This window comes from Gemmobacter serpentinus (assembly GCF_008973825.1).
Classification (GTDB): domain Bacteria; phylum Pseudomonadota; class Alphaproteobacteria; order Rhodobacterales; family Rhodobacteraceae; genus Gemmobacter; species Gemmobacter serpentinus.
In genome coordinates, this window is the sequence record NZ_WCHR01000005.1 from 95,805 (window position 1) to 115,313 (window position 19,509).

The 19,509-nt window shown below is 64.0% G+C and carries 21 protein-coding genes; 13 read left to right on the plus strand and 8 right to left on the minus strand.

What is annotated here, in order from left to right; genetic code table 11:
• Positions 1-9 precede the first annotated feature (9 nt).
• From GBJ34_RS02795 to GBJ34_RS02810, 4 genes are all read left to right on the plus strand, one after another.
• Complete coding sequence (locus GBJ34_RS02795; protein WP_151717734.1) at positions 10-975, plus strand: ABC transporter permease; 966 nt, start codon at positions 10-12, stop codon at positions 973-975.
• A 1-nt stretch (position 976) separates the two neighbouring features.
• Complete coding sequence (locus tag GBJ34_RS02800; protein ID WP_151717735.1) at positions 977-1,768, plus strand: purine-nucleoside phosphorylase; 792 nt, start codon at positions 977-979, stop codon at positions 1,766-1,768.
• Positions 1,769-2,119: 351 nt separating this feature from the next.
• On the plus strand, positions 2,120-3,043 hold the full coding sequence (locus GBJ34_RS02805; protein ID WP_151717736.1) for a sulfite exporter TauE/SafE family protein: 924 nt from the start codon (positions 2,120-2,122) through the stop codon (positions 3,041-3,043).
• Positions 3,040-3,816: a TIGR02186 family protein gene (locus tag GBJ34_RS02810; RefSeq protein WP_404811392.1), complete on the plus strand. Its 777-nt coding sequence runs from the start codon at positions 3,040-3,042 to the stop codon at positions 3,814-3,816. Before GBJ34_RS02805 ends, GBJ34_RS02810 begins: the two co-directional genes overlap by 4 nt.
• A 3-nt stretch (positions 3,817-3,819) precedes the next feature.
• Here the strand turns inward: GBJ34_RS02810 and GBJ34_RS02815 are convergent, their stop codons facing one another.
• The 3 genes from GBJ34_RS02815 to GBJ34_RS02825 are packed head-to-tail and all read right to left on the minus strand — an operon-like array spanning position 3,820 to position 6,071.
• Entirely contained in the window at positions 3,820-5,130 is a 1,311-nt protein-coding gene (locus GBJ34_RS02815; RefSeq protein WP_151717737.1) for an MATE family efflux transporter, read from the minus strand.
• 3 nt (positions 5,131-5,133) lie between these two features.
• Positions 5,134-5,643, minus strand: a complete 510-nt coding sequence (locus GBJ34_RS02820) for a PaaI family thioesterase (RefSeq protein ID WP_151717738.1) — start codon at positions 5,641-5,643, stop codon at positions 5,134-5,136.
• Positions 5,640-6,071, minus strand: coding sequence for a PaaI family thioesterase (locus tag GBJ34_RS02825; RefSeq protein WP_151717739.1), 432 nt, complete (start codon positions 6,069-6,071; stop codon positions 5,640-5,642). The genes GBJ34_RS02820 and GBJ34_RS02825 overlap by 4 nt, the downstream gene beginning before the upstream one ends.
• A 171-nt stretch (positions 6,072-6,242) precedes the next feature.
• On the opposite strand from GBJ34_RS02825, the gene GBJ34_RS02830 reads away from it, so the two are divergent.
• The 4 genes from GBJ34_RS02830 to GBJ34_RS02845 all read left to right on the plus strand — a co-directional run bounded on the left by GBJ34_RS02830 (position 6,243) and on the right by GBJ34_RS02845 (position 9,407).
• Complete coding sequence (locus tag GBJ34_RS02830) at positions 6,243-6,614, plus strand: MerR family transcriptional regulator (RefSeq protein WP_151717740.1); 372 nt, start codon at positions 6,243-6,245, stop codon at positions 6,612-6,614.
• Between the two features lie 272 nt (positions 6,615-6,886).
• Positions 6,887-7,291, plus strand: a complete 405-nt coding sequence (locus GBJ34_RS02835) for a MerR family transcriptional regulator (protein ID WP_151717970.1) — start codon at positions 6,887-6,889, stop codon at positions 7,289-7,291.
• A 64-nt stretch (positions 7,292-7,355) separates the two neighbouring features.
• Positions 7,356-9,131, plus strand: a complete 1,776-nt coding sequence (locus tag GBJ34_RS02840; protein ID WP_151717741.1) for an acyl-CoA dehydrogenase C-terminal domain-containing protein — start codon at positions 7,356-7,358, stop codon at positions 9,129-9,131.
• A 63-nt stretch (positions 9,132-9,194) separates the two neighbouring features.
• On the plus strand, positions 9,195-9,407 hold the full coding sequence (locus GBJ34_RS02845) for a hypothetical protein (protein ID WP_151717742.1): 213 nt from the start codon (positions 9,195-9,197) through the stop codon (positions 9,405-9,407).
• A gap of 100 nt (positions 9,408-9,507) precedes the next feature.
• Here GBJ34_RS02845 and GBJ34_RS02850 read toward each other — a convergent pair whose 3' ends face one another.
• The 4 genes from GBJ34_RS02850 to fsa all read right to left on the minus strand — a co-directional run bounded on the left by GBJ34_RS02850 (position 9,508) and on the right by fsa (position 12,796).
• A complete protein-coding gene (locus tag GBJ34_RS02850; protein WP_151717743.1) occupies positions 9,508-10,209 on the minus strand; it encodes a CDP-alcohol phosphatidyltransferase family protein in 702 nt (233 codons plus the stop codon).
• 86 nt (positions 10,210-10,295) lie between these two features.
• On the minus strand, positions 10,296-11,279 hold the full coding sequence (locus GBJ34_RS02855; RefSeq protein WP_151717744.1) for a tyrosine recombinase XerC: 984 nt from the start codon (positions 11,277-11,279) through the stop codon (positions 10,296-10,298).
• Entirely contained in the window at positions 11,276-11,968 is a 693-nt protein-coding gene (locus tag GBJ34_RS02860) for a DUF484 family protein (protein ID WP_151717745.1), read from the minus strand. The genes GBJ34_RS02855 and GBJ34_RS02860 overlap by 4 nt, the downstream gene beginning before the upstream one ends.
• Before the next feature lie 174 nt (positions 11,969-12,142).
• Positions 12,143-12,796: a fructose-6-phosphate aldolase gene (fsa, locus tag GBJ34_RS02865; protein ID WP_151717746.1), complete on the minus strand. Its 654-nt coding sequence runs from the start codon at positions 12,794-12,796 to the stop codon at positions 12,143-12,145.
• 83 nt (positions 12,797-12,879) lie between these two features.
• Here fsa and GBJ34_RS02870 point away from each other — a divergent pair, with 83 nt between their 5' ends.
• From GBJ34_RS02870 to GBJ34_RS02890, 5 genes are all read left to right on the plus strand, one after another.
• Positions 12,880-15,081 carry a primosomal protein N' gene (locus tag GBJ34_RS02870; protein WP_151717747.1) on the plus strand — a complete coding sequence of 734 codons (2,202 nt, stop codon included), beginning with the start codon at positions 12,880-12,882 and terminating at the stop codon, positions 15,079-15,081.
• 302 nt (positions 15,082-15,383) lie between these two features.
• Positions 15,384-16,631: an MFS transporter gene (locus tag GBJ34_RS02875; RefSeq protein ID WP_151717748.1), complete on the plus strand. Its 1,248-nt coding sequence runs from the start codon at positions 15,384-15,386 to the stop codon at positions 16,629-16,631.
• Between the two features lie 65 nt (positions 16,632-16,696).
• Positions 16,697-17,356 (plus strand): peptide-methionine (S)-S-oxide reductase MsrA, encoded by a 660-nt coding sequence (gene msrA / locus GBJ34_RS02880; protein ID WP_151717749.1) that lies wholly within the window; start codon positions 16,697-16,699, stop codon positions 17,354-17,356.
• Positions 17,357-17,691: 335 nt separating this feature from the next.
• A complete protein-coding gene (locus tag GBJ34_RS02885) occupies positions 17,692-18,564 on the plus strand; it encodes a 50S ribosomal protein L11 methyltransferase (RefSeq protein ID WP_151717750.1) in 873 nt (290 codons plus the stop codon).
• Between the two features lie 81 nt (positions 18,565-18,645).
• Complete coding sequence (locus GBJ34_RS02890; RefSeq protein ID WP_151717751.1) at positions 18,646-18,993, plus strand: hypothetical protein; 348 nt, start codon at positions 18,646-18,648, stop codon at positions 18,991-18,993.
• 200 nt (positions 18,994-19,193) lie between these two features.
• Here the strand turns inward: GBJ34_RS02890 and GBJ34_RS02895 are convergent, their stop codons facing one another.
• Positions 19,194-19,409 carry a DUF1127 domain-containing protein gene (locus GBJ34_RS02895; protein WP_151717752.1) on the minus strand — a complete coding sequence of 72 codons (216 nt, stop codon included), beginning with the start codon at positions 19,407-19,409 and terminating at the stop codon, positions 19,194-19,196.
• Between the last annotated feature and the right edge of the window lie 100 nt (positions 19,410-19,509).

Genomic DNA, 19,509 nt, shown 5'->3' on the forward strand with positions numbered 1-19,509 from the left:
GAGACGGCGATGGATTACGCAACCTTCCTCCAGATCCTCGACACCACGCTGCGTCTGGCGACACCGCTGCTGTTTGCCTGTTTGGCCGGGCTTTACTCCGAACGCGCGGGCATTTTCGACATCGGGCTTGAGGGCAAGATGCTGATGGCCGCGATGTGCGCGGGGTCGGTGGCCTTCCTGACCGGCTCGGTCTGGCTGGGTGTGCTGGCGGCGATCGGCGGCTCGCTGGTCTTCGCGCTGGTGCATGGCCTGGCCTCGATCACCTTCCGCGGCAATCAGCTGATTTCCGGCGTCGCGCTGAACTTCGTGGCCTCGGGCATCACCATTCTGGTCACGCTGGCGCTGTTCAATCAGGGCGGGCGCACCCCCCCGCTGGAAGGCGGCGCAAGGATGCAGGAAATCACCCTGCCATTGGCCGATACCCTGCGCGGCGTGCCGCTTCTGGGGCCGTTCTATGCCGATGTGATCTCGGGCCACCCGCTGCTGGTCTATGTCGGCCTCTTGCTGGTGCCCGCGACATGGTGGCTGCTCTATCGCACGCGCTTTGGCCTGCGCCTGCGCGCAGTGGGCGAAAACCCGGCCTCGGTCGATACCGCCGGTGTCTCGGTCGCCCGGATGCGCTTTGCCGCCGTGCTGATCGCCGGTGTCCTTTGTGGTCTTGCGGGGGCCTATATGGCCACTGGCTTGCAGGCAGGCTTTGGCCGCGAGATGACCGCCGGGCGCGGCTATATCGCACTGGCCGCCCTGATCTTTGCCAAATGGCGGCCTTGGCACGCACTTTGGGCCTGTCTGCTGTTCGGCTTCTTCCAGTCGCTGGCGCTGCGCCCCGACGTGCTGGAGAATCTCGGGATGAAGATCCCGGTGCCCGCGCTCGACGCGCTGCCCTATGTGCTGACGGTGATCGTGCTGGCAGGTCTGGTTGGCAAGGCCATACCGCCGCGCGCCGGTGGCGAGCCCTATGTGAAGGAACGCTGAGATGTCCGATCTGCTGTCTTTGGTCCAGGCCCGCGCCGGGGCGGCCCCCGTGCGGCTTGGCCTGATCCTTGGCTCCGGCCTTGGCCATCTGGCGCAGGCCGTGCAGGGCGTGGCGATCCCCTATGGTGATCTGCCCGGCTTTCCACATGCGGGCGTATCTGGCCACAATCCCAATCTGGTGATCGGCGATCTGGAAGGCGTGCGCGTCGCAGTCTTCGGCGCGCGTGAGCATTACTATGAGAACGGCAATCCGGCTGCGATGCGCCCGGCGCTGGAGCTCTTGAAGGCGCTTGGGGCCCAGGCTTTGATTGCGACCAATGCCGCCGGATCGCTGCGCCCGGATATTCCGCCGGGCGATCTGATGCTGCTGTCGGATCACATCAACTTCTCGGGCTTGAACCCGCTGATCGGCGAACGGACGGACGCGCGTTTCGTGCCGATGGGCGATGCCCATGACCCGGCCCTGCGCGCGGATCTGCGCGCGGCAGCCGAGGCCGAGGGTGTGGCGCTGCCCGAGGGCGTCTACACTTGGTATTCCGGCCCAAGTTTCGAAACCCCGGCGGAGATTCGCGCCATCAAGATCCTGGGCGGGGATGCGGTCGGCATGTCCACCGTGCCCGAGGTGATCCTGGCCCGCTTCCTCGGGCTGCGGGTCGCCGCCATCTCGACCATTACCAATATGGCGCAGGGCATGTCGGACGAGAAGATCAGCCACGAGCACACCAAGGCCATGGCCCCCTTGGGGGCGGCCAAGCTGGAACGCGTGCTGCGCCGCTTCCTGCGCAACCTCTGAACGCACGGGCGGGTGCCGCCGCTTCCCGCCCATACGCTGCCCGCCAAGCAACTGTCTGCGACATAGGTCTCTGCCATTTCGATGCCTCCATCAAGGCCGCGAAAAGGCAGTCCCATCCGCCATCAGGACATTCAGGGGCAAAAGACAACGGCTGGCTCGTCATTTTCAGTCATCAACTATCCCCGCGGGAAGGTGCCCAAGTGCCTTGAGCGCAGACAGCCCCCCTGTCTTTTTCGCCCCCCAAGATTGCGCCGGAAATGCCGCAAAAGCACCGATAAGTGACGTCTGCGGGTTTGACTTTCCCGGCCCATGCCGCGACTCTGGCATCGAAAGACCGATGCGAGCCGCGCCATGCAACTCTACCTCCCGATTGCCGAGGTTTCGGTCAATGCCTATGCCCTGATCGGCATTGGCGGGCTGGTGGGCTTCCTGTCCGGCCTGTTCGGTGTGGGTGGCGGCTTCCTGATCACGCCGCTGCTGTTCTTCATCGGTGTGCCACCGGGCGTGGCGGTGGCGACCGGGGCCAATCAGGTCGTGGCCTCCTCGATCTCTGGCGTGATGGCGCAATTGAAGCGCAAGGCGGTGGATTTCCGCATGGGTGCGGTGCTGCTGATCGGGGGGCTGTTCGGTTCCGGCATCGGCATCTGGGTCTTTGCCCGGCTGACCGCACTGGGTCAGGTCGATCTCTTCGTGCAATTGGCCTATGTGATGTTTCTCGGCGTCGTCGGTGCCATGATGATGCAGGAAAGCCTGCGCTCCATGTTGCGGGCACGTCGCGCCGGTGGCGTGGTGATCCGGCGGGCCCATGTCCATACCTGGGTGCATGGGATGCCGTTCAAGATGAAGTTCCGCGCCTCGGGGCTTTACATCAGCGTGTTGCCGCCCCTGGCGATCGGGGCCTTTGTCGGCTTTTTGTCGGCGGTGATGGGGGTCGGTGGTGGCTTCATCATGGTGCCCGCGATGATCTACCTGCTGGGGATGCCGACCAAGGTCGTCATCGGCACCTCGCTGTTCCAGATCATCTTCACCACCGCTTTCACCACCGTCATGCACGCCGTGGCAAGCCAGACCGTTGATATCATGCTGGCGCTCCTGCTGATTGTCGGCGGGGTGATCGGGGCGCAGTTCGGGGCCCGGTTCGGGGTGCGCCTGAAGGCCGAGCAATTGCGCATCCTATTGGCCGCGCTGGTGCTGCTGGTCTGCTTCAAGGTGGCGATGGATCTGGTCCTGACACCGGCCGAGTTCTATTCGATCATGCCGGGGCGGCTGCCATGATGCGCCTATTCGCCCTTCGGGCCGCCTTGCTTGCAACCCTGGCCGTCACGGCGCTGCCCGTGATGCCCCTGCCGCTTGCGGCGGAAACCATCGTCGCGGGCCTGTCGCAATCGTCGGTCTCGATCACCGCCGATTATGCCGGGTCCGAAATCCTGATCTATGGTGCCGTGAAGCGTGAGGAGCCGATCCTGCCGGGGCGATCGCTGCGCGTCATCATCACGGTTTCGGGTCCGGATCTGCCGGTGGTGGTGCGCCGCAAGGATCGCGTTGGCGGCATCTGGATCAACACCGACCGTATCCGCCCCGGCGCGGTGCCCAGCTTTTATGCCGTGGCCACCTCTGCCCCGCTGGAAGATGCGATCAGCCCCGAGGAGGATCTGATGCAGGGCATCACCCTGCCCCGGATTCTGCGCGATGGCGATGCCCGCAGCCAGCCCTTTCTGGATGCGATCCGCCGCATTCGCACGGCCGAGGGGTTCTATTCGGTCAAAGAGAACACCATCGCGCTGACCGAGGAGACGCTGTTTCGCACCGATGTGCTGCTGCCAACCGCGCTGGTCGAGGGCAATTACACCGTGCGCGTCTTTCTGACCCGCGATGGAAAGGTCGTGGACAGCGTGAAGCGCACGATCTGGGTGCGCAAGGCAGGGCTGGAGCGGTTCATCTACAATGCCGCGCATGACCAGCCCCTGCTTTATGGGCTGGCCTCGCTCTTGATGGCGGCGCTTGCCGGTTGGGGGGCGTCGGCGCTGTTCTCGCGCCTTCGCTGGTAGACATCAGGCGCTCAGCCGCGCCTCGATGGCAGGCCAACGCCGGGCCAGTGTCGCGCCACGCAAGACATTCAGCAGCATCAGCGCCGCCCAAAGTCCGTGATTGCCAAAGGCCGGCAGCAGCAGCGCCAGGGCTGCCGCATAGATCGCCACGCAAAGGACCATCGCATTGCGCATCTCACGCGTGGCGGTGGCCCCGATAAAGATGCCATCATAGATCCAGCTGACGATGCCGATCAGCGGTGCGGCAACCAGCCACCACAGGAAATGCCGCGCGGTCTCGCGCACATCCGGGGCGGTGGTCATCAGATCGATCATCGCAGGCCCGGCCAGCGCGAAAACCGTGGATAATGCCAAAGCCCCGCCAATTCCCCATTGGAAGGATATCCGCACCGATTGCCGCACCCCCTCGCGCCAGCGTGCGCCGACGGCCTGCCCCACCAAAGTTTCGGCCGCGAAGGCGAAACCGTCCAGCGCATAGGCCGTCACCTCCACGAACTGCAACAGCACCTGATTGGCCGCCAGCGTCACATCCCCCAGACCCGCGCCAAAGAACAGGAAGGCAGTAAAGCTGCCCTGCAACAGCACCGAGCGGATCATGATATCGCCATTCACCCCGGCCATGCGGCGCAGCGCCAGCCGGTCAAGCAGGCGTGCGCCACCGGCCCGCAGCCCGTCGCGGCACAGCCAGAGACCAAGTGCCAGCCCTGACCATTCCGCGATCAGCGTCGCAGAGGCCACGCCCGGAATGCCCCAACCAAGGCCAAGGACGAACCAAAGATCGAGGCAGATGTTCAGCCCGTTCATCCAGAGTTGCAACAGCAGCACGCCGCGGGTGCGTTCCAATGCTAGCAACCATCCGGTGACCGCATAAAGCGCGATGGTGGCCGGTGCCCCCCAGATGCGGATCGCCAGATATTGCCGGGCCATTGTCTCGACTTCGGCGGAGGCCGGTGCAAGGCGGAAGGCCCCCCAGAACAGGGCGCCTTGCGTCAGAACCAGAACCAGCCCCGCCGCGATGCCGATCAACAGCGCGCGGATCAGCACGGCGTTGCGTTCATCCAGCGCCCCGCGCCCCTGCGCCTGCGCGGCTAGCCCCGTGGTGCCCATGCGCAGAAAGCTGAAAATCCAGTAAAAGCTGGCAAGAATGACTGCCCCGACGCCAACGGCCCCGATGGGGGCGGCCTGCCCCATCTGCCCGATGACGCCCGTGTTCACCGCGCCAAGCAGCGGCACCGTGGCATTGGACAACACGATGGGCACCGCAATGCGGAACACCCGGCGATGGGTGATCGGGGCGCGCGCCGCCTGTTCCAAGGCTTAGCCCTCGCGATCCGGCATCAGGAAATGCCCGGTCGCCTGCGCAAAAAGCCGCGCCCGATTGTCCTGCCAGGCCTCGACATGAACCGAGGCATAACGCCGCCCCGAGCGATTGACCCGCGCCCGCGCATAGGCATCGCGCGGCAGGCCGGATCTCAGATAATCCACCGTGAAATCAATGGTCTTTGGCAGGCGCGGAAAGGGCTGCCCCTCGGCCAGCGGATCAATGCGCCCGGCCTCCATCTCTTCCCAGAGCATGGACCAGCTCAGCTCGATAATCGCAGTCACCTCAAGGAAGGCCGCGATTGCACCGCCGTGCAGGGCGGGCAACATCGGATTGCCGATAAGGTCTTCCTTATAGGGCATCACCGCCGTCAGCTCATCACCGCGGCGGTCAAACTCTATGCCAAGAAAGCCGATATAGGGCACGCCATCGACCAGACGGCGCAGCATCGCATCGCGACGCCCCTTGACCACCTGCACGGGTTCGGGCCTGCGACGGTCGCTCATGCGGAAGCCCCCCGGCGGTCAAAGGTGAAGGCTCCTGTGGCCGAGGCCACGGGCCGGGCCTCATCCTCATCGGTGGCGACCACCCGCACGAAGGCCACGCTGCGGGTGACATGATAGCATTCCGCCCTTGCGCGGATGCGCTGCCCCGGCGTTGCCGGGCGCATGTAATCAATGCGCAGATCGATGGTGGCTGTTGTCGCCGGTGCAGCCGGATGTCCCATCACCGCCGCCCCCGAGGCGGTATCCATCAAGGCAGAGACTGCCCCGCCATGGATCACCCCGGTCGCCGGATCGCCGATGAACCGCGTGTCATAGGCCATGGACAGCGTGGCCCTGCCCTCGCCAAAGGCTTCCATCTCCATGCCAAGCGCGCGGGCATGTGGCAAAGCCTGAATGAAGATCCGTGCCTGATCCAGCAAATCCGCCATGATGCCTGCCCCCTGTTTACTACCATCTGACACCGCCGGGCACCTGCCCGCAAGCGCGAAGGCGCAGGAAAGGCCCGTCGAAATGCGCCCCCCTTCGTCCCTTTGCATCCCGCCATTGCACAGGTCGCGCCTTCGCCGCTAGTCTGCGCCACAAGCAGAAGGGGCGAGGGTATGAACGACGTCAGGTTGAGCTTCAAGGAGATGTGCGCCCGTTTCGAGGTCACGCCCCGCACGCTGCGCTATTACGAATATATCGAACTGCTCGCGCCGGAAAAGGAAGGCCGATCGCGCTTTTATGGCCCCCGCGAGATCGCCCGCATGACCTTGATCCTGCGCGGGCGGCGCTTTGGCTTCGGGTTGGAAGAGATCCGGCAATGGCTGCTGATCTACCAGCAAAAGGGCACCAAGCCGCAGCTTGAAGCCTGGATCGCGATGGCCGACCGCCAGTTGGGCGCATTGGCGCAGCAGCAGGCAGAATTGCTGACCGCCATCGAGGATCTGCGGGCGCTGCGCGACACCGCACAGGCGCAGCTCGATGGCTGAGGGGGCGATCCTCAAAGGCTGCCATTGCCCTGATTCTTGCCCTTCCCCGGCCGGATCGCGCCTGACCCTGGGTCAGAATATTGCGCATTTCCTATGGCCGATTTCGTGACATTACGTCATCCGAAAACTGACGTGACGTTCCATTTACGTCAACGTCAAAGACTCTGGTATCCATGGCCGTGACCTCACATCTTTGACGCAGGGTAATCTGCAAGAGAAGAGCCATGCCGAACCACAAGCCAATCGAACGGACCAGCGTATCCCGGGCGGCAATGCCGCCCCGCGCCGAGGTCATGACGATCCGCGAGATGTGCGAAGCCTTCGAGGTCACACCCCGCACCCTGCGGTTTTACGAGCAGAAGGAACTTCTGTTCCCGATCCGTCAGGGCACACGCCGCCTGTTCACCCGCCGCGACCGCGCGCGCCTGAAGCTGATCCTGCGCGGCAAGCGCTTTGGCTTCAGCCTTGAGGATATTCGCCAGCTGCTGGACATGTATGACCGCGATCCCGGTCAGCAGGAAGCACAGCTGAGCCGCACCTATGCGCTGGCCCAGGAACGTCTGGCCGCCATGGAGGCGCAACGCGACGAACTGAACGAGGCGATCACCGACCTCAAGGCCCAGATGGCCTGGGGCCAGGACATGCTGACCGCCCTGCGCCGCAGCAACCGGCCTTGAACCCATGTGCGGTCCGCCAGCCGTGACGCCTGGCCCCCGCCGCTGACATCAGAGGGAGAGACTGATGACCCGCTACACCGCCCCCTTGAAGGACATGCAATTCTTGCTGCAGGAGGTGCTGAAGGTCACCCAATCCGATGTGCCGGGCTATAGCGATCTGGATGCGGGCTTCACCGCCGCCGTGCTGGAGGAAGCGGGCAAGGTCGCGTCAGAGGTGCTGGAGCCGCTGAATGCCGTGGGTGATCGCGAAGGCTGCGTGCTGGAAAACGGCACAGTGCGCACGCCCGAAGGCTTCAAGGCGGCCTTTGCAGCGATGAAAGAGGGCGGTTGGACCGCGCTGGATTGCGACCCCGAATATGGGGGTCAGGGTCTGCCCTATCTGATGCAATCGGCGGTGGGCGAAATTTTCGTTTCGGCCAATATGGCCTTCAACATGTATCAGGGCCTGACCCACGGGGCCTATTCGGCGATCCATGCCCATGGCACGGCAGAGCAGAAGGCAACCTATCTGCCGAAGATGGTCAGTTGCGACTGGACCGGCACGATGAACCTGACCGAGCCGCATTGCGGCACCGATCTGGGGTTGCTCCGCACCAGGGCCGAGCCGCAGGCGGATGGCAGCTATCTGATTACCGGGCAAAAGATCTTCATCTCGGCCGGCGATCACGATCTGGCGGAAAACATCATCCATCTGGTGCTGGCCAAGGCCCCCGGCGGTGGCGAAGGCACCAAGGGCATTTCGCTGTTCATCGTGCCGAAGTTTCTGGTCAAAGCCGATGGAAGCCTTGGCGCGCGCAACCCGGTCAGCGTCGGCAAGATCGAAGACAAGATGGGCATCCATGGCAATGCCACCTGCGTGCTGAACTATGATGGCGCGAAGGGCTGGCTGCTGGGCGATCTGCACAAGGGAATGCGCGCCATGTTCACGATGATGAACGAGGCGCGGATCGGTGTGGGTCTGCAAGGCTATGCCGTGGCCGAGGGTGCCTATCAGAATGCCGTCGATTACGCCAAGGACCGGCTGCAGGGCCGTGCGGTGACCGGGTCTGAGAACCCTTCAGGCCCCGCGGATCCGCTGATCGTGCATCCCGATATCCGGCGCAGCCTGATGGATCAAAAGAGTTTTCTGGAGGGCGCGCGGGCGCTGACCTTCTGGGGTGCCTCGCTGATCGACCGGCATCACCGGCTGCAGGATGCGGCGGCGGACGGGCTGATCGGGTTGCTGACCCCGGTCATCAAGGGGTTCCAGACCGACAAGGGATTCGAGATGGCGGTGCAGGCCCAGCAGATCTTTGGCGGGCATGGCTATATCGAGGAACAGGGCATGTCGCAATTCGTGCGCGATGCCCGGATCGCCATGATCTATGAAGGCGCAAATGGCGTGCAGGCCCTTGATCTGGTCGGGCGCAAGCTGGCCGCCGATGGCGGCAGGCATGTCATGGCATTTTTCGATCTGGTCAAGGCTGAATGCAAGGCGCATGACGGGGACGCCCGCATGGCTCCCTTTACCGATGCGCTGAAACTGGCCTCAAAACAGATGCAGGCCGCGGGGATGTTCTTCATGCAAAACGGCATGAAAAACCCCAATGCGGCGCTGTCGGGCAGCAATGACTTCATGCATCTGATGGGTCATGTCTGCCTTGGCCTGATGTGGACAAGGATGGCAAAGGCGGCCCTGGTCGCGCTGGATGGCGGAACGACGGACGCGGCATTCTACGAGGCCAAGCTGGCGACGGGACGCTATTACATGGCGCGGCAATTGCCTGCCTGCGCGATGCATCTGGCGCGTATTGAAACCGGGGCCGATCCGGTGATGGCGCTGCCCCCCGAGGCGTTCTAGACTGCGGTCAAAGGGGTCCGATTTTTCGTCGAAAAATCGGGCCCGGCCCAACCGGAGACACCAATGCCCCGCCGCTTTCGCCTGACCCGCCGCTTTCCCGTTGCAATGACGGAAGACGGCTATCGTCGCCTAAGGTCCTTCGCGCAGGAGGCGGGTCTGGACGAGGGCGAGGCGCTGTCTTTCCTGTTTGAAAACTGGTCCAGTGTCATTGACCATGACAACCTGACGCACCGCCTGCGGCTGTTCAACGCCGAGATCGACGCGCGCAAGCGTTGATCGCCACTGCCCTGGCGCAATGAATGTCAGACTGTAGCGCTTTGGATGCGGCGCTTCAGATGGGCGCTTCAGGCCCCCAAAACCACAGCCCCGAAGCGCCTCAGGCCTTCGCCTTACGCTCCGGCACGATCTGCTGCACGATGCCGGCAAAGGTCAGGTAAAGCGAAGTAATCACCAGCCCCCAATGCGCCCAGCTTTGCGCATGGAAATCGACCCAGGCGGCCCAGCCGGCAAAGAAGGTCCAGGCGATCGCCATTGGCAGCGTCAGGTTGTGCCACCGCTGGGTCCGGGTCGGGTGCACGAATTTCAGATTGGTGAACATCGTCACGGTCAGCGCGATGACAGAGCCCAGAATGATGCTCTCATCCGGGCGGATTGCGAACATCACCAGCACGAACATGTTCCAGCAGGCCGGGAAACCGGCAAAGGACCAGTCCTTGGTCTTCATCCGGGTATCGACGAAATAGACCACCGAGCCATAGGTGATGACTATGATCGCGGTCCACCCCGTCCAGCCCGGCAGAAGGTCGGATTTGAACAGCGCAAAGGCCGGGATGAAGACATAGGTCAGATAGTCGATGATCAGGTCCAGCAACTGCCCGTCATAGGTCGGCCAGTTGTGTTTCACGTCATAGCGCCGCGCCAGCGGGCCATCGAGCCCGTCAACGAACAGCGCCACCACCAGCCAGAGGAACATCATGTCCCATCGCTCTTCCACCGCGGCCAGCATGGCAAGCATGGCCAGAACGGCCCCGGTGGCGGTGAAAAGGTGAACGAGAAGGGCTTTGATACGCAGGGACATGGTCACCCTTTCCTTCAACTTCCTGTGAATCGCAACTGTAAATTGGCGGATCCGGCGCTTCTTGGCCGGATGGCTCCGTATACCCTTTAGTCGGCAGCGCGTCTGCCCCCAAGGCTAGATCTGCCCCCGGGGCCCGCGCCATGGCCCGCACGCGGATGGCTGGCCTCATAGACCTCCATCAAACGCGCAGCATCGACGCCGGTATAGGCCTGGGTCGTCGACAGCGAGGCATGGCCCAGAAGCTCCTGAATGCTGCGCAGATCGCCGCCCGCCGACAGAAGATGGGTGGCAAAGCTGTGGCGCAGCGCGTGCGGCGTGGCGGTGGCCGGCAGGCCAAGGCGGTTCCTCGTCCGCTCCATTGCCGCAGCGATCAGGCGCGGGTTCAGCGCGCCACCGCGCGTGCCACGAAACAGCGGCTGATCGGGTGTCAGGTCATAGGGGCAGAGACCCGCATAGCGCGTGACGGCATCCTGTGCCGCAGGCAGCACCGGCACGATGCGTTCCTTGCCGCCCTTGCCGCGAATGCGCAGCGTCTGGGGCAAGGGAAGATCCGCCCCGGTCAGGCCAAGCGCCTCGGAAATCCGCAGGCCACAACCATAAAGCAGCGTGACCACCGCCGCATCGCGGGCCGCGATCCAGGGCTGGCGCGCATCATCGCCGACCGTGTCCAGCACATCGGCCGCCGCCTCCACCGATAGCGGGCGGGGCAGTTTCTTTTGAAAGCGCGGCGCGCGGGCGGACAGGATCGCGGTCGCGTCCCCGCCCTGCCGGTCGGCCAGCCAGGCGCTGAACCCTTTAACGGCCGACAGCGCCCGCGCGACCGAACGCGGGGCAACGCCCCGCCCGCGCTCATGCGCCATCCAGGCCCGAAGATCGGCGACCGGCAGATTGACCAGGGGCGCCAGCCCCTCCGTGCCACCACGATGCTGCGCCAGAAAAGCCAGCCAACCCCGCACATCCGCCGCATAGGCCGTGATCGTCTTGTCGGCCCGCCCGTCCAACGCGCGCAGATGGGTCAGCCATTCCTCCAGTGCCGCCCGCGCGGCAGGAGAGATGGCCAGCGTGTTCATGACAGCCAGCGGCGCATCGTCCGCTCGAACACGCCCGCAAAGAAGGCCAGCAGATCGGTGCCATGGGTCGGCTTGAAGTGATGCGGGTCTTCCGCCCCCATCACCAGCAGCCCCGGCAGACGCCCCTTGCCGAAATCCAGCCGCATCAGCGCCTCGGACCGGATCCAACCGGCGGTTTCGCCGTAAATCTGGTTGGAGGACGGGATGGTCTGGCGCAGGGTCACGGGGCGCAGGCTGACATTGCGCCCGCCCGAGACATATTCGGCGATGAAGCCCGGCCCGGCCACGAACAGCACATCGCCCAGACGGCGCAGCGCGGGGTCTTCGGCCTCTTGCACCGATTCCAGCACAAGGCGGATGCAATCGACGCGCAGGGTCTGCGCCACGTCACCGGCAAGGCTTTTCAGAAAATCCTCGAAACTCAGCGGATCGAGCATCTGCAGGATGGCGCGATGCACCTGATTGGTTCCCGCGAGGTTTTCGTAAGCTGCTGCGATGACCCCGCGATGGGTGTCCTCCAGCCGCTCCAGCCGACCTTCCAGCCGCTCCATCGCAATGCCGCGCAGATCGACGACATTGCCGCCCATGGCGCGTTCATTGGCCGCGATCAGCGCCCGCATCAGATCACGATCTTCCAGAATGACTTCCGGCTTTTCCAGAATCCGATCGCGAAGGTCCGGCTCGATCATCGGCTTTGCCTGTTTGTTGATTTGCGACAAGTCTACCAAATAGCAGACGCGGTTGTCGCGGAAGAAATGTTCGATGGAGGAATCTGGGCGATCAGGCCGAACCTCGATCAAGCCCGCTTGCGGCCGCAGCCGAAGGGCTGGCGGGGGCCCAAAAGGCCCCCGCCCTGTCCCGGATTACAGGATCTTCTGGCCGGTCTTGGCCCAGTCTTTGACGAACTGGTCCAGCCCCTTGTCGGTCAGGACATGGCTGGCCAGACCCTTGATGACCGACGGCGGCGCGGTCATCACATCGGCACCCACCAGCGCACATTGCGTGACGTGGTTGGCAGAACGGACCGAGGCCGCAAGGATCTGGGTCTCGAAACCATAATTGTCATAGACCTGACGGATATCGGAGATCAGCTCCATCCCGTCGAGGTTGATATCGTCCAGACGGCCGATGAAGGGGCTGATGAAGGTGGCACCGGCCTTGGCCGCGATCAGGGCCTGATTGACACTGAAGCACAGCGTCACGTTCACCATCTTGCCTTCACCAGAAAGCACCTTGCAGGCTTTCAGACCATCCCAGGTCAGCGGCACTTTCACAGTGATGTTCGGCGCGATCTCGGCCAGTTTGCGGCCCTCGGCGATCATCTCGTCCGCTTTCAGCGAGACGACCTCTGCCGAAACCGGGCCATCGGTGATCGAGCAGATCTCGCGCGTGACTTCCATGATGTCACGGCCAGATTTCAGGATGATCGAGGGGTTGGTGGTAACGCCATCCACCATGCCGAAATCGTGCAGTTCACGAATGGCATCGACATCGGCACTATCAACGAAGAATTTCATGGGGCATGTCCTCCCAGGGGGTTGCAGGCGCTCTCGGCGCCGTATTAGCCCATGGAGGCGACCGGGGAAAGAAAGGATTGGCCGTGGAGCGGGTGTTTGCGCAGGGCGAAAGGGTCGGCGTGATGCTGACCGAGCCGCTCGGGCGGGCGCTCTCGGGCAGTCTGGACTATCGCGCGCCCGAAGGTGGCTGCGGCGTGGGCGACTATGTCGAGGTGCCGCTGGGCCCCCGCAAGATGCTCGGCGTGGTCTGGGGGAACGGCGACGGCACGTTTGATGCGGCCAAACTGCGCGCGATCTCGAGGGTGCTGGAGGCCCGCCCGATGCGGGCGGAGCTGCGCCAGTTCCTGACCCGCGCCGCCGATTACACGCTGACCCCCCTGCCCGCAATGCTGCGGCTTGCCACCCGCGCGCCCGGTCTGGGCGAGGCCCCGGGGATGCGCAAGCTCTATCGGCTGGGCGGGCCGGTGCCCAACAAGCTGACCGATGCGCGCCTTCGGGTGATCGAGGCGCTGCGCGATTTTGGCGGGGCGGGCGTCACCTTGGGCGAGCTTTGCGAGGCCGCCGCCTGTTCGTCATCCGTGGTCAAGGGGCTGGTCACGGCGGGCGTTCTGGTCGAGGCCGAGGCACCGCGCGATCTGCCCTTCCCCGATCTGGATCCCTCCGGCGGGGTGCGCCTGCAGGGCGATCAGGTCGCCGCGGCAGATGCGCTGGTCGCGGCCATGGCACAGGGTGGGTATGGCACCACGCTGCTGAAGGGCGTGACGGGCTCCGGCAAGACCGAGGTCTATCTTGAGGCGGTAGCGGAATGCCTGCGGCAAGGGCGGCAATCGCTGGTGCTGCTGCCCGAGATCGCCCTGACGGCTGAATTCCTGACCCGGGTCGAGGCGCGTTTTGGGGCACGCCCCGCCGAATGGCATTCCGGCGTCACCCAGACCGAACGCCGCCGGGTCTGGAAGATGGTCTCGGAAGGCCAGGCCCAGATGGTGGTCGGCGCGCGCTCCGCGCTTTTCCTGCCCTTCCAGCAGCTTGGCCTGATCGTCGTCGATGAGGAACATGATACATCCTACAAGCAGGATGAGGGTGTGCACTACAATGCCCGCGATATGGCGGTGCTGCGCGCGGCGATCTGTGGCGCGCAAGTGGTGCTGGCCTCGGCCACTCCCTCGCTGGAAAGCTGGGCCAATGCCGATCAGGGCAAATATCTGCGCCTTGATCTTGGGTCGCGCTTCGGGGCGGCAGAACTGCCCGAGATGCGCGCCATCGACATGCGCGACGAGCGCCTGCCCGCCAATCGCTGGATTTCCGAGGCGCTGGCGCAGGCGGTCAATGCCCGTCGCGCGGCGGGTGAGCAGTCGCTATTGTTCCTGAACCGCCGCGGCTATGCGCCGGTCACACTCTGCCGGGCCTGCGGCCAACAGGTCGCCTGCGATCATTGCGATGCGCGGATGGTGGAGCACCGCTTCCTCAAGCGGCTGGTCTGCCATCAATGCGGCGCGACCAAGCCGGTGCCCGAGGCCTGCCCGTCCTGCGGGGTCGAAGGCCGCATGGCCGCTGTCGGCCCGGGGGTGGAGCGGCTGGCAGAAGAGGTGGCGGAACGGTTCCCGGACGCCAAACTCGCCATCCTCAGCTCTGACCTTTTCGGCTCGGCCCGCGCCTTGAAGGCCAAGATCGAAGAGATCGCGGCAGGCGAGGCCGAGATCGTCATCGGCACCCAGATCGTGGCCAAGGGCCACAACTTCCCGCTGCTGACGCTGGTGGGGGTGATCGACGCCGATCTCGGGTTGCAAGGGTCGGACCTGCGCGCGGCGGAACGCACGTTTCAGCTGATGCGGCAGGTGGCGGGGCGCGCGGGCCGCAGCGGCGACCGCAAGGGGCTGGCGCTGATGCAGACCCATCAGCCCGACCATCCGGTGATCCGCGCCATCCTTGGCGGCGATGAAGAGGCGTTCTGGCGCGCCGAGGCCGCCGAGCGCCGCGCCTCCGGCGTGCCGCCCTATGGCCGCATGGCAGGCATCGTGCTGTCGGGCAGCGATGTGGCCCAGGTCTTCGATTTTGGTGCCGAACTTGCCCGCCGCGATGGCCCGTTGCGCAGGATCGGCGCGCAACTCTTCGGCCCGGCCCCTGCCCCGATTGCACGCGTGCGCGGACGCCACCGTGTGCGCCTCTTGATCAAGGCCGAAAAGACCGCACCGATCCAGCCCGCCATTGCCGCCTGGCTTGCGCAGTTGAAACCACCGGGTGATCTGCGCGTCAGCGTCGATATTGACCCCCAAAGTTTTTACTGACCCATCTCACCGCCCTCGTCCTCGCGACATGAGCCCTCGTGCTCCCGGTCCCCGTGCCCCCAGTCTTCGCGCCGTCCAGTCTTCACGCCCCCCAAGTCTTCACCCCCCCGTCTTCGTGGCCTCCCGTCTTTGTCACCCCGGTCGCCGAGGCACCAATCCTCGTGCCCTCGCCCCGCCATGACCCTCGGGACATGGGGCAGGGAAATTGTCCCCCCGACAATTCCCCCCTCGCACCCTGCCAGAACCGGGCGTAGAGATCAGGCCAGTCGTCCAAGCCTTCCCCATCTGACTGGCCCTTCCGCATGACCCGCAGCATCCGCCTTTCCGACGCCGCCCGCCTGCCACTTTGGCAGCGCCCCACCACGCTTTTGTTCATGATGGCGGTGGCCATGCCCCTGGCCTTCGCGACATGGAACGCGCTGCTCAACAATTTTGTCATCGAGAAGGCAGGTTTCACCGGCGTCGAAATCGGCTGGCTGCATACGGTGCGCGAGATCCCCGGCCTGCTGGCGGTCGGCGTGCTGTTGTTCCTGCTGGTCTTGCGCGAACAGGTGATGGCGGGGCTGATGCTGATCCTTCTGGGCAGCGCCACGGCGATGACCGCATGGTTTCCGTCGTTCAGCGGGATCCTCTGGATCACCCTGATCTCCTCCATCGGCTTCCACTATTACGAAAGCTGCAACCAATCCTTGCAGCTTCAGTGGCTGACCCGCGCCGAGGCGCCGCGGGTCCTGGGCAAGCTGGTCGCCGCCGGATCCACCGCCTCGCTGATCGCATATGGCTTGATCGTGCTGTGCTGGAAAACCTTTGACCTAAGTTACAACTTCGTCTTTCTGGCCTCTGGCGGGCTCTGCGCGCTGATCGCGATCTATGCCCTGGCCGCTTTCCCGCGCTTCGAGGCCGAACACAAGCAGCGCAAATCCATCGTGCTGCGGCGGCGCTATTGGCTTTACTACCTGTTCGAGATGCTGAACGGCGCGCGGCGACAGATCTTTGTGGTCTTTGCCGCCTTCATGATGGTGGAACGCTTCGGCTATGGCGTCGAGGCGGTGACCGCGCTGATGCTGGTGACCTTTGTGGCCAATATGGTGACCGCGCCCGCCATCGGGCGGTTTGTGTCGCGCTTTGGCGAGCAGAAGGCGATGCTGATCGAATTCAGCGGGCTGTTTTGCGTCTTCATCGGCTATGGCTGCCTCTATTGGTATGACCTGCCGGGCTGGATCGCCGCCTGCCTCTATGTGGCGAACAATATCTTTTTCGCCATCAGCTTCTCGCACAAGACCTATTTCCAGAAGATCGCCGATCCCGGCGATATGGCAACATCGGCCGCACTTTCCTTCACCATCAACCATATTGCGGCGGTGTTCCTGCCAGCGGGCCTTGGCTATATCTGGGCAACCTCGCCGGATTATGTGTTCATCCTGGCCGCCGGGATCGCCTTCTTGCAGATCCTGCTGTCGTTGCTTGTGCCGCGCAACCCCTCTGCCGGCAACGAGACCCGCCTGCCCGGACTGCACAGCCCCGGTGCTGCGCTTGTCCCGGCGGCGTGATTGGCAAAACCGCGCCCGCGCTCCTATATATCCAGCGGAGAAGACAGCAGCAGATGGAGACACGCATGTTCACCCTGTTCTCTGCCGACAAGATGAAAATGGTCGATCCGGCCAATGCCCTGCCGGGTCGCCCCGATCCCCTGCCCCTGGCCGAGCCGCATTTCCTGTCCGGCCTAGACCTGAAATCGCCGATCCCTGCGGGCATGGAACAGGCCATGTTCGGGATGGGCTGCTTCTGGGGGGTGGAGCGCAAGTTCTGGCAACGTGATGGCGTCTGGCTGACCATGGTCGGCTATGCGGCGGGCTATACGCCAAACCCGACCTATAAAGAGACCTGCACCCAACTGACCGGCCATAACGAGGTCGTGCGGGTGATCTATGATCCGGCGCAGGTCAGCTATGATGATCTGTTGCGGCTATTCTGGGAAAATCATGACCCGACCCAAGGGATGCGGCAGGGCAATGATGTGGGTTCCACCTATCGCTCCGGCATCTATACCTATAGCGCCGAACAGGAGGCCGCCGCCCGCGCCTCGAAAGCGGCCTATCAACAGGCGCTGACCGCCGCCGGGCGCGGCACGATCACCACCGAGATCCTTCCCGCCCCGGTGTTCTACTATGCCGAAGACTATCACCAGCAATATCTGGCCAAGAACCCCGACGGCTATTGCGGCATCGGCGGCACGGGCGTGACCTGCCCGATCGGCCTGGGCGTGAAGGCCTGATCCCAGGCAGACAAGGCGGCGCATCCCGCCCCCGCCCCATGGCAAGGCCTGGCCCGCAACGGGTGCTCAGCATCCGTGCCGCATGGCTCCCATTGGCGCTGCCTTCTGAGTATTTGGACAAGCAGCAAGGATCAGGCCGGCGCGCCAGGCTCCCCAACCCCGCCGCCATCCGCCGCCCAAGCCAATGCTGCAGACCCCGCCCCGGCTTTTGCTGATTGCCCAAATACTCCGGGGGTCCGGGGGCTGGCCCCCGGTTGGCGATATCAGGCGTGACTTGACCGCTGCGCGCGGCGGGTCTATCGCGACCCTGTGCCATGTCCCCGAGGAGCCGCGCCATGCCGACCTATTCCGCCCTGACGACCCTGATGGGCGAGGATGCCGCCGAAGCACTCGGCGAGGCGATCGAGAAGCTCGACCCCGCCCCGGTTGGCGTGGGCGTCTTCGAGATCGAGGATGACAGCGGTCTTTGGGAGGTTGGTGCCTATTTCACCGAGAAGCCCAATACGGTGATGCTGGAAGTGCTGGCGCTTGCCTTCGAGGCCAAGCCCTTCGCGATGTCGGAACTGCCAGAGATTGATTGGGTCGCCCATGTCCGCCGCGAACTGGCGCCGGTCGAGGCGGGGCGCTTCTTCGTCTATGGCAGCCACGATGCCGACAAGGTGCCTGCGGACAGGATTGCTCTGCAGATCGAGGCCACGGTGGCCTTCGGCACCGGCCATCATGGCACGACACTGGGGTGCCTGCGCGCCTTTGACCGGCTGATCGAGGCGGGCTTTGCTCCGGCGAAGGTCGCCGATATCGGCTGCGGCACCGCCGTTCTGGCACTGGCGGCAGCCGCTGTGCTGCCGGATGCGCTGATCATTGCCTCGGATATCGACCGCGTCGCGGTGGATGTCGCCGAGGCCAACGTGGCGATCAACGGGTTGGACGGGCGGCTGGAATGTCTGGAAGCTGCGGGTTTTGCCCATCCGCGTCTGGCCGAGGCCGCGCCTTACGATCTGATCTTTGCCAATATCCTGAAAGGCCCGCTGATCGAGCTGGCCCCGGATATGGCGCGCCATGCCGCCCAGGGCGGGATCGTCATCCTGTCTGGCCTGCTGGTGGTGCAGGCCGAGGCGGTGACGGCGGCCTATCTTGCCGCAGGTTTCACGCTGCAAGCCCGCGAGGATCTGGGCGAATGGTCTGCCTTGGTCATGAAAAAAGACTGAACTCGGGCACCGCGCCTCAATCGCGCCACAATTAGGCCCTAGAAGGGTCTTAAGGTGGGGGCCGTATCGTGGAGTATTGGTATGGCCGATCAAGATTTTAATGAATTTTATGCCCGAGTTGCGCGGGTCGAAAAGGCGCGCGCAAAAGGTTACGGGTTTGAGGCCGATGGCACGCTCGGACGGTCGCATTATCAACGCCCTGCCCGGCGGCGTAAGCGTTTTCTGGCTCCGCTTCTGGTTACGCTTGGGGTGTTCTTCTGTCTGAAGGGCACATTGATGTATCAGATCGGGCAGCACGTTTACGGCGAACGCGTCACCCAGATGCGCGCCGCCGAAAGCGGGATGGAACGTGTTGCAGGATCCATCATGCAGGCCGATCCAGTGACGATCTGGATTGCCGCAAGGATCGAACAGGCGCTTCGGCCCTGATTCTGGAAAACGATCTGAAGATCTCTGATTTGGGGCACCTGAGGGTGCCCTTATTCATGTCGAGGCGTCATCGCGCTTGACCAGCCCTGCCAACCAAATCCCCGGGGCAGAGGCATCCTAAAATGCATAAAGGCCGCGGCCCTTTCGGGTGCGGCCTCAGGCATCGGGTGGAAGGATTTTCACCTCCCCGAAAGAGTCAGTCAGAAGCGGCCTTTGGCGCCGATGTCAGCGATGTCGCCGCGGCACAGACCGATATCGTCCAGCTCGCGATCGGACAGCTTTTCCAGAGCAGAGCGGGTCACGCGCGCGTCGTTCCAATCGGAAGCGGCGGTGAACAGTTTGCCCACGAACTGGATGAAGCGGTAAGTGGTGATAGCGCCAAAGGGCGCCGTACGGGTCGTCTCATAGGCGGCCATTGCGGTGTTCCTCGTTCAAAAACTGCTTAGTCCGAAGGCGTTCTTGCCTTCGCCGAGACAGATATACGGGCAGCGCACAAACGACAACGCACAGCAAAGC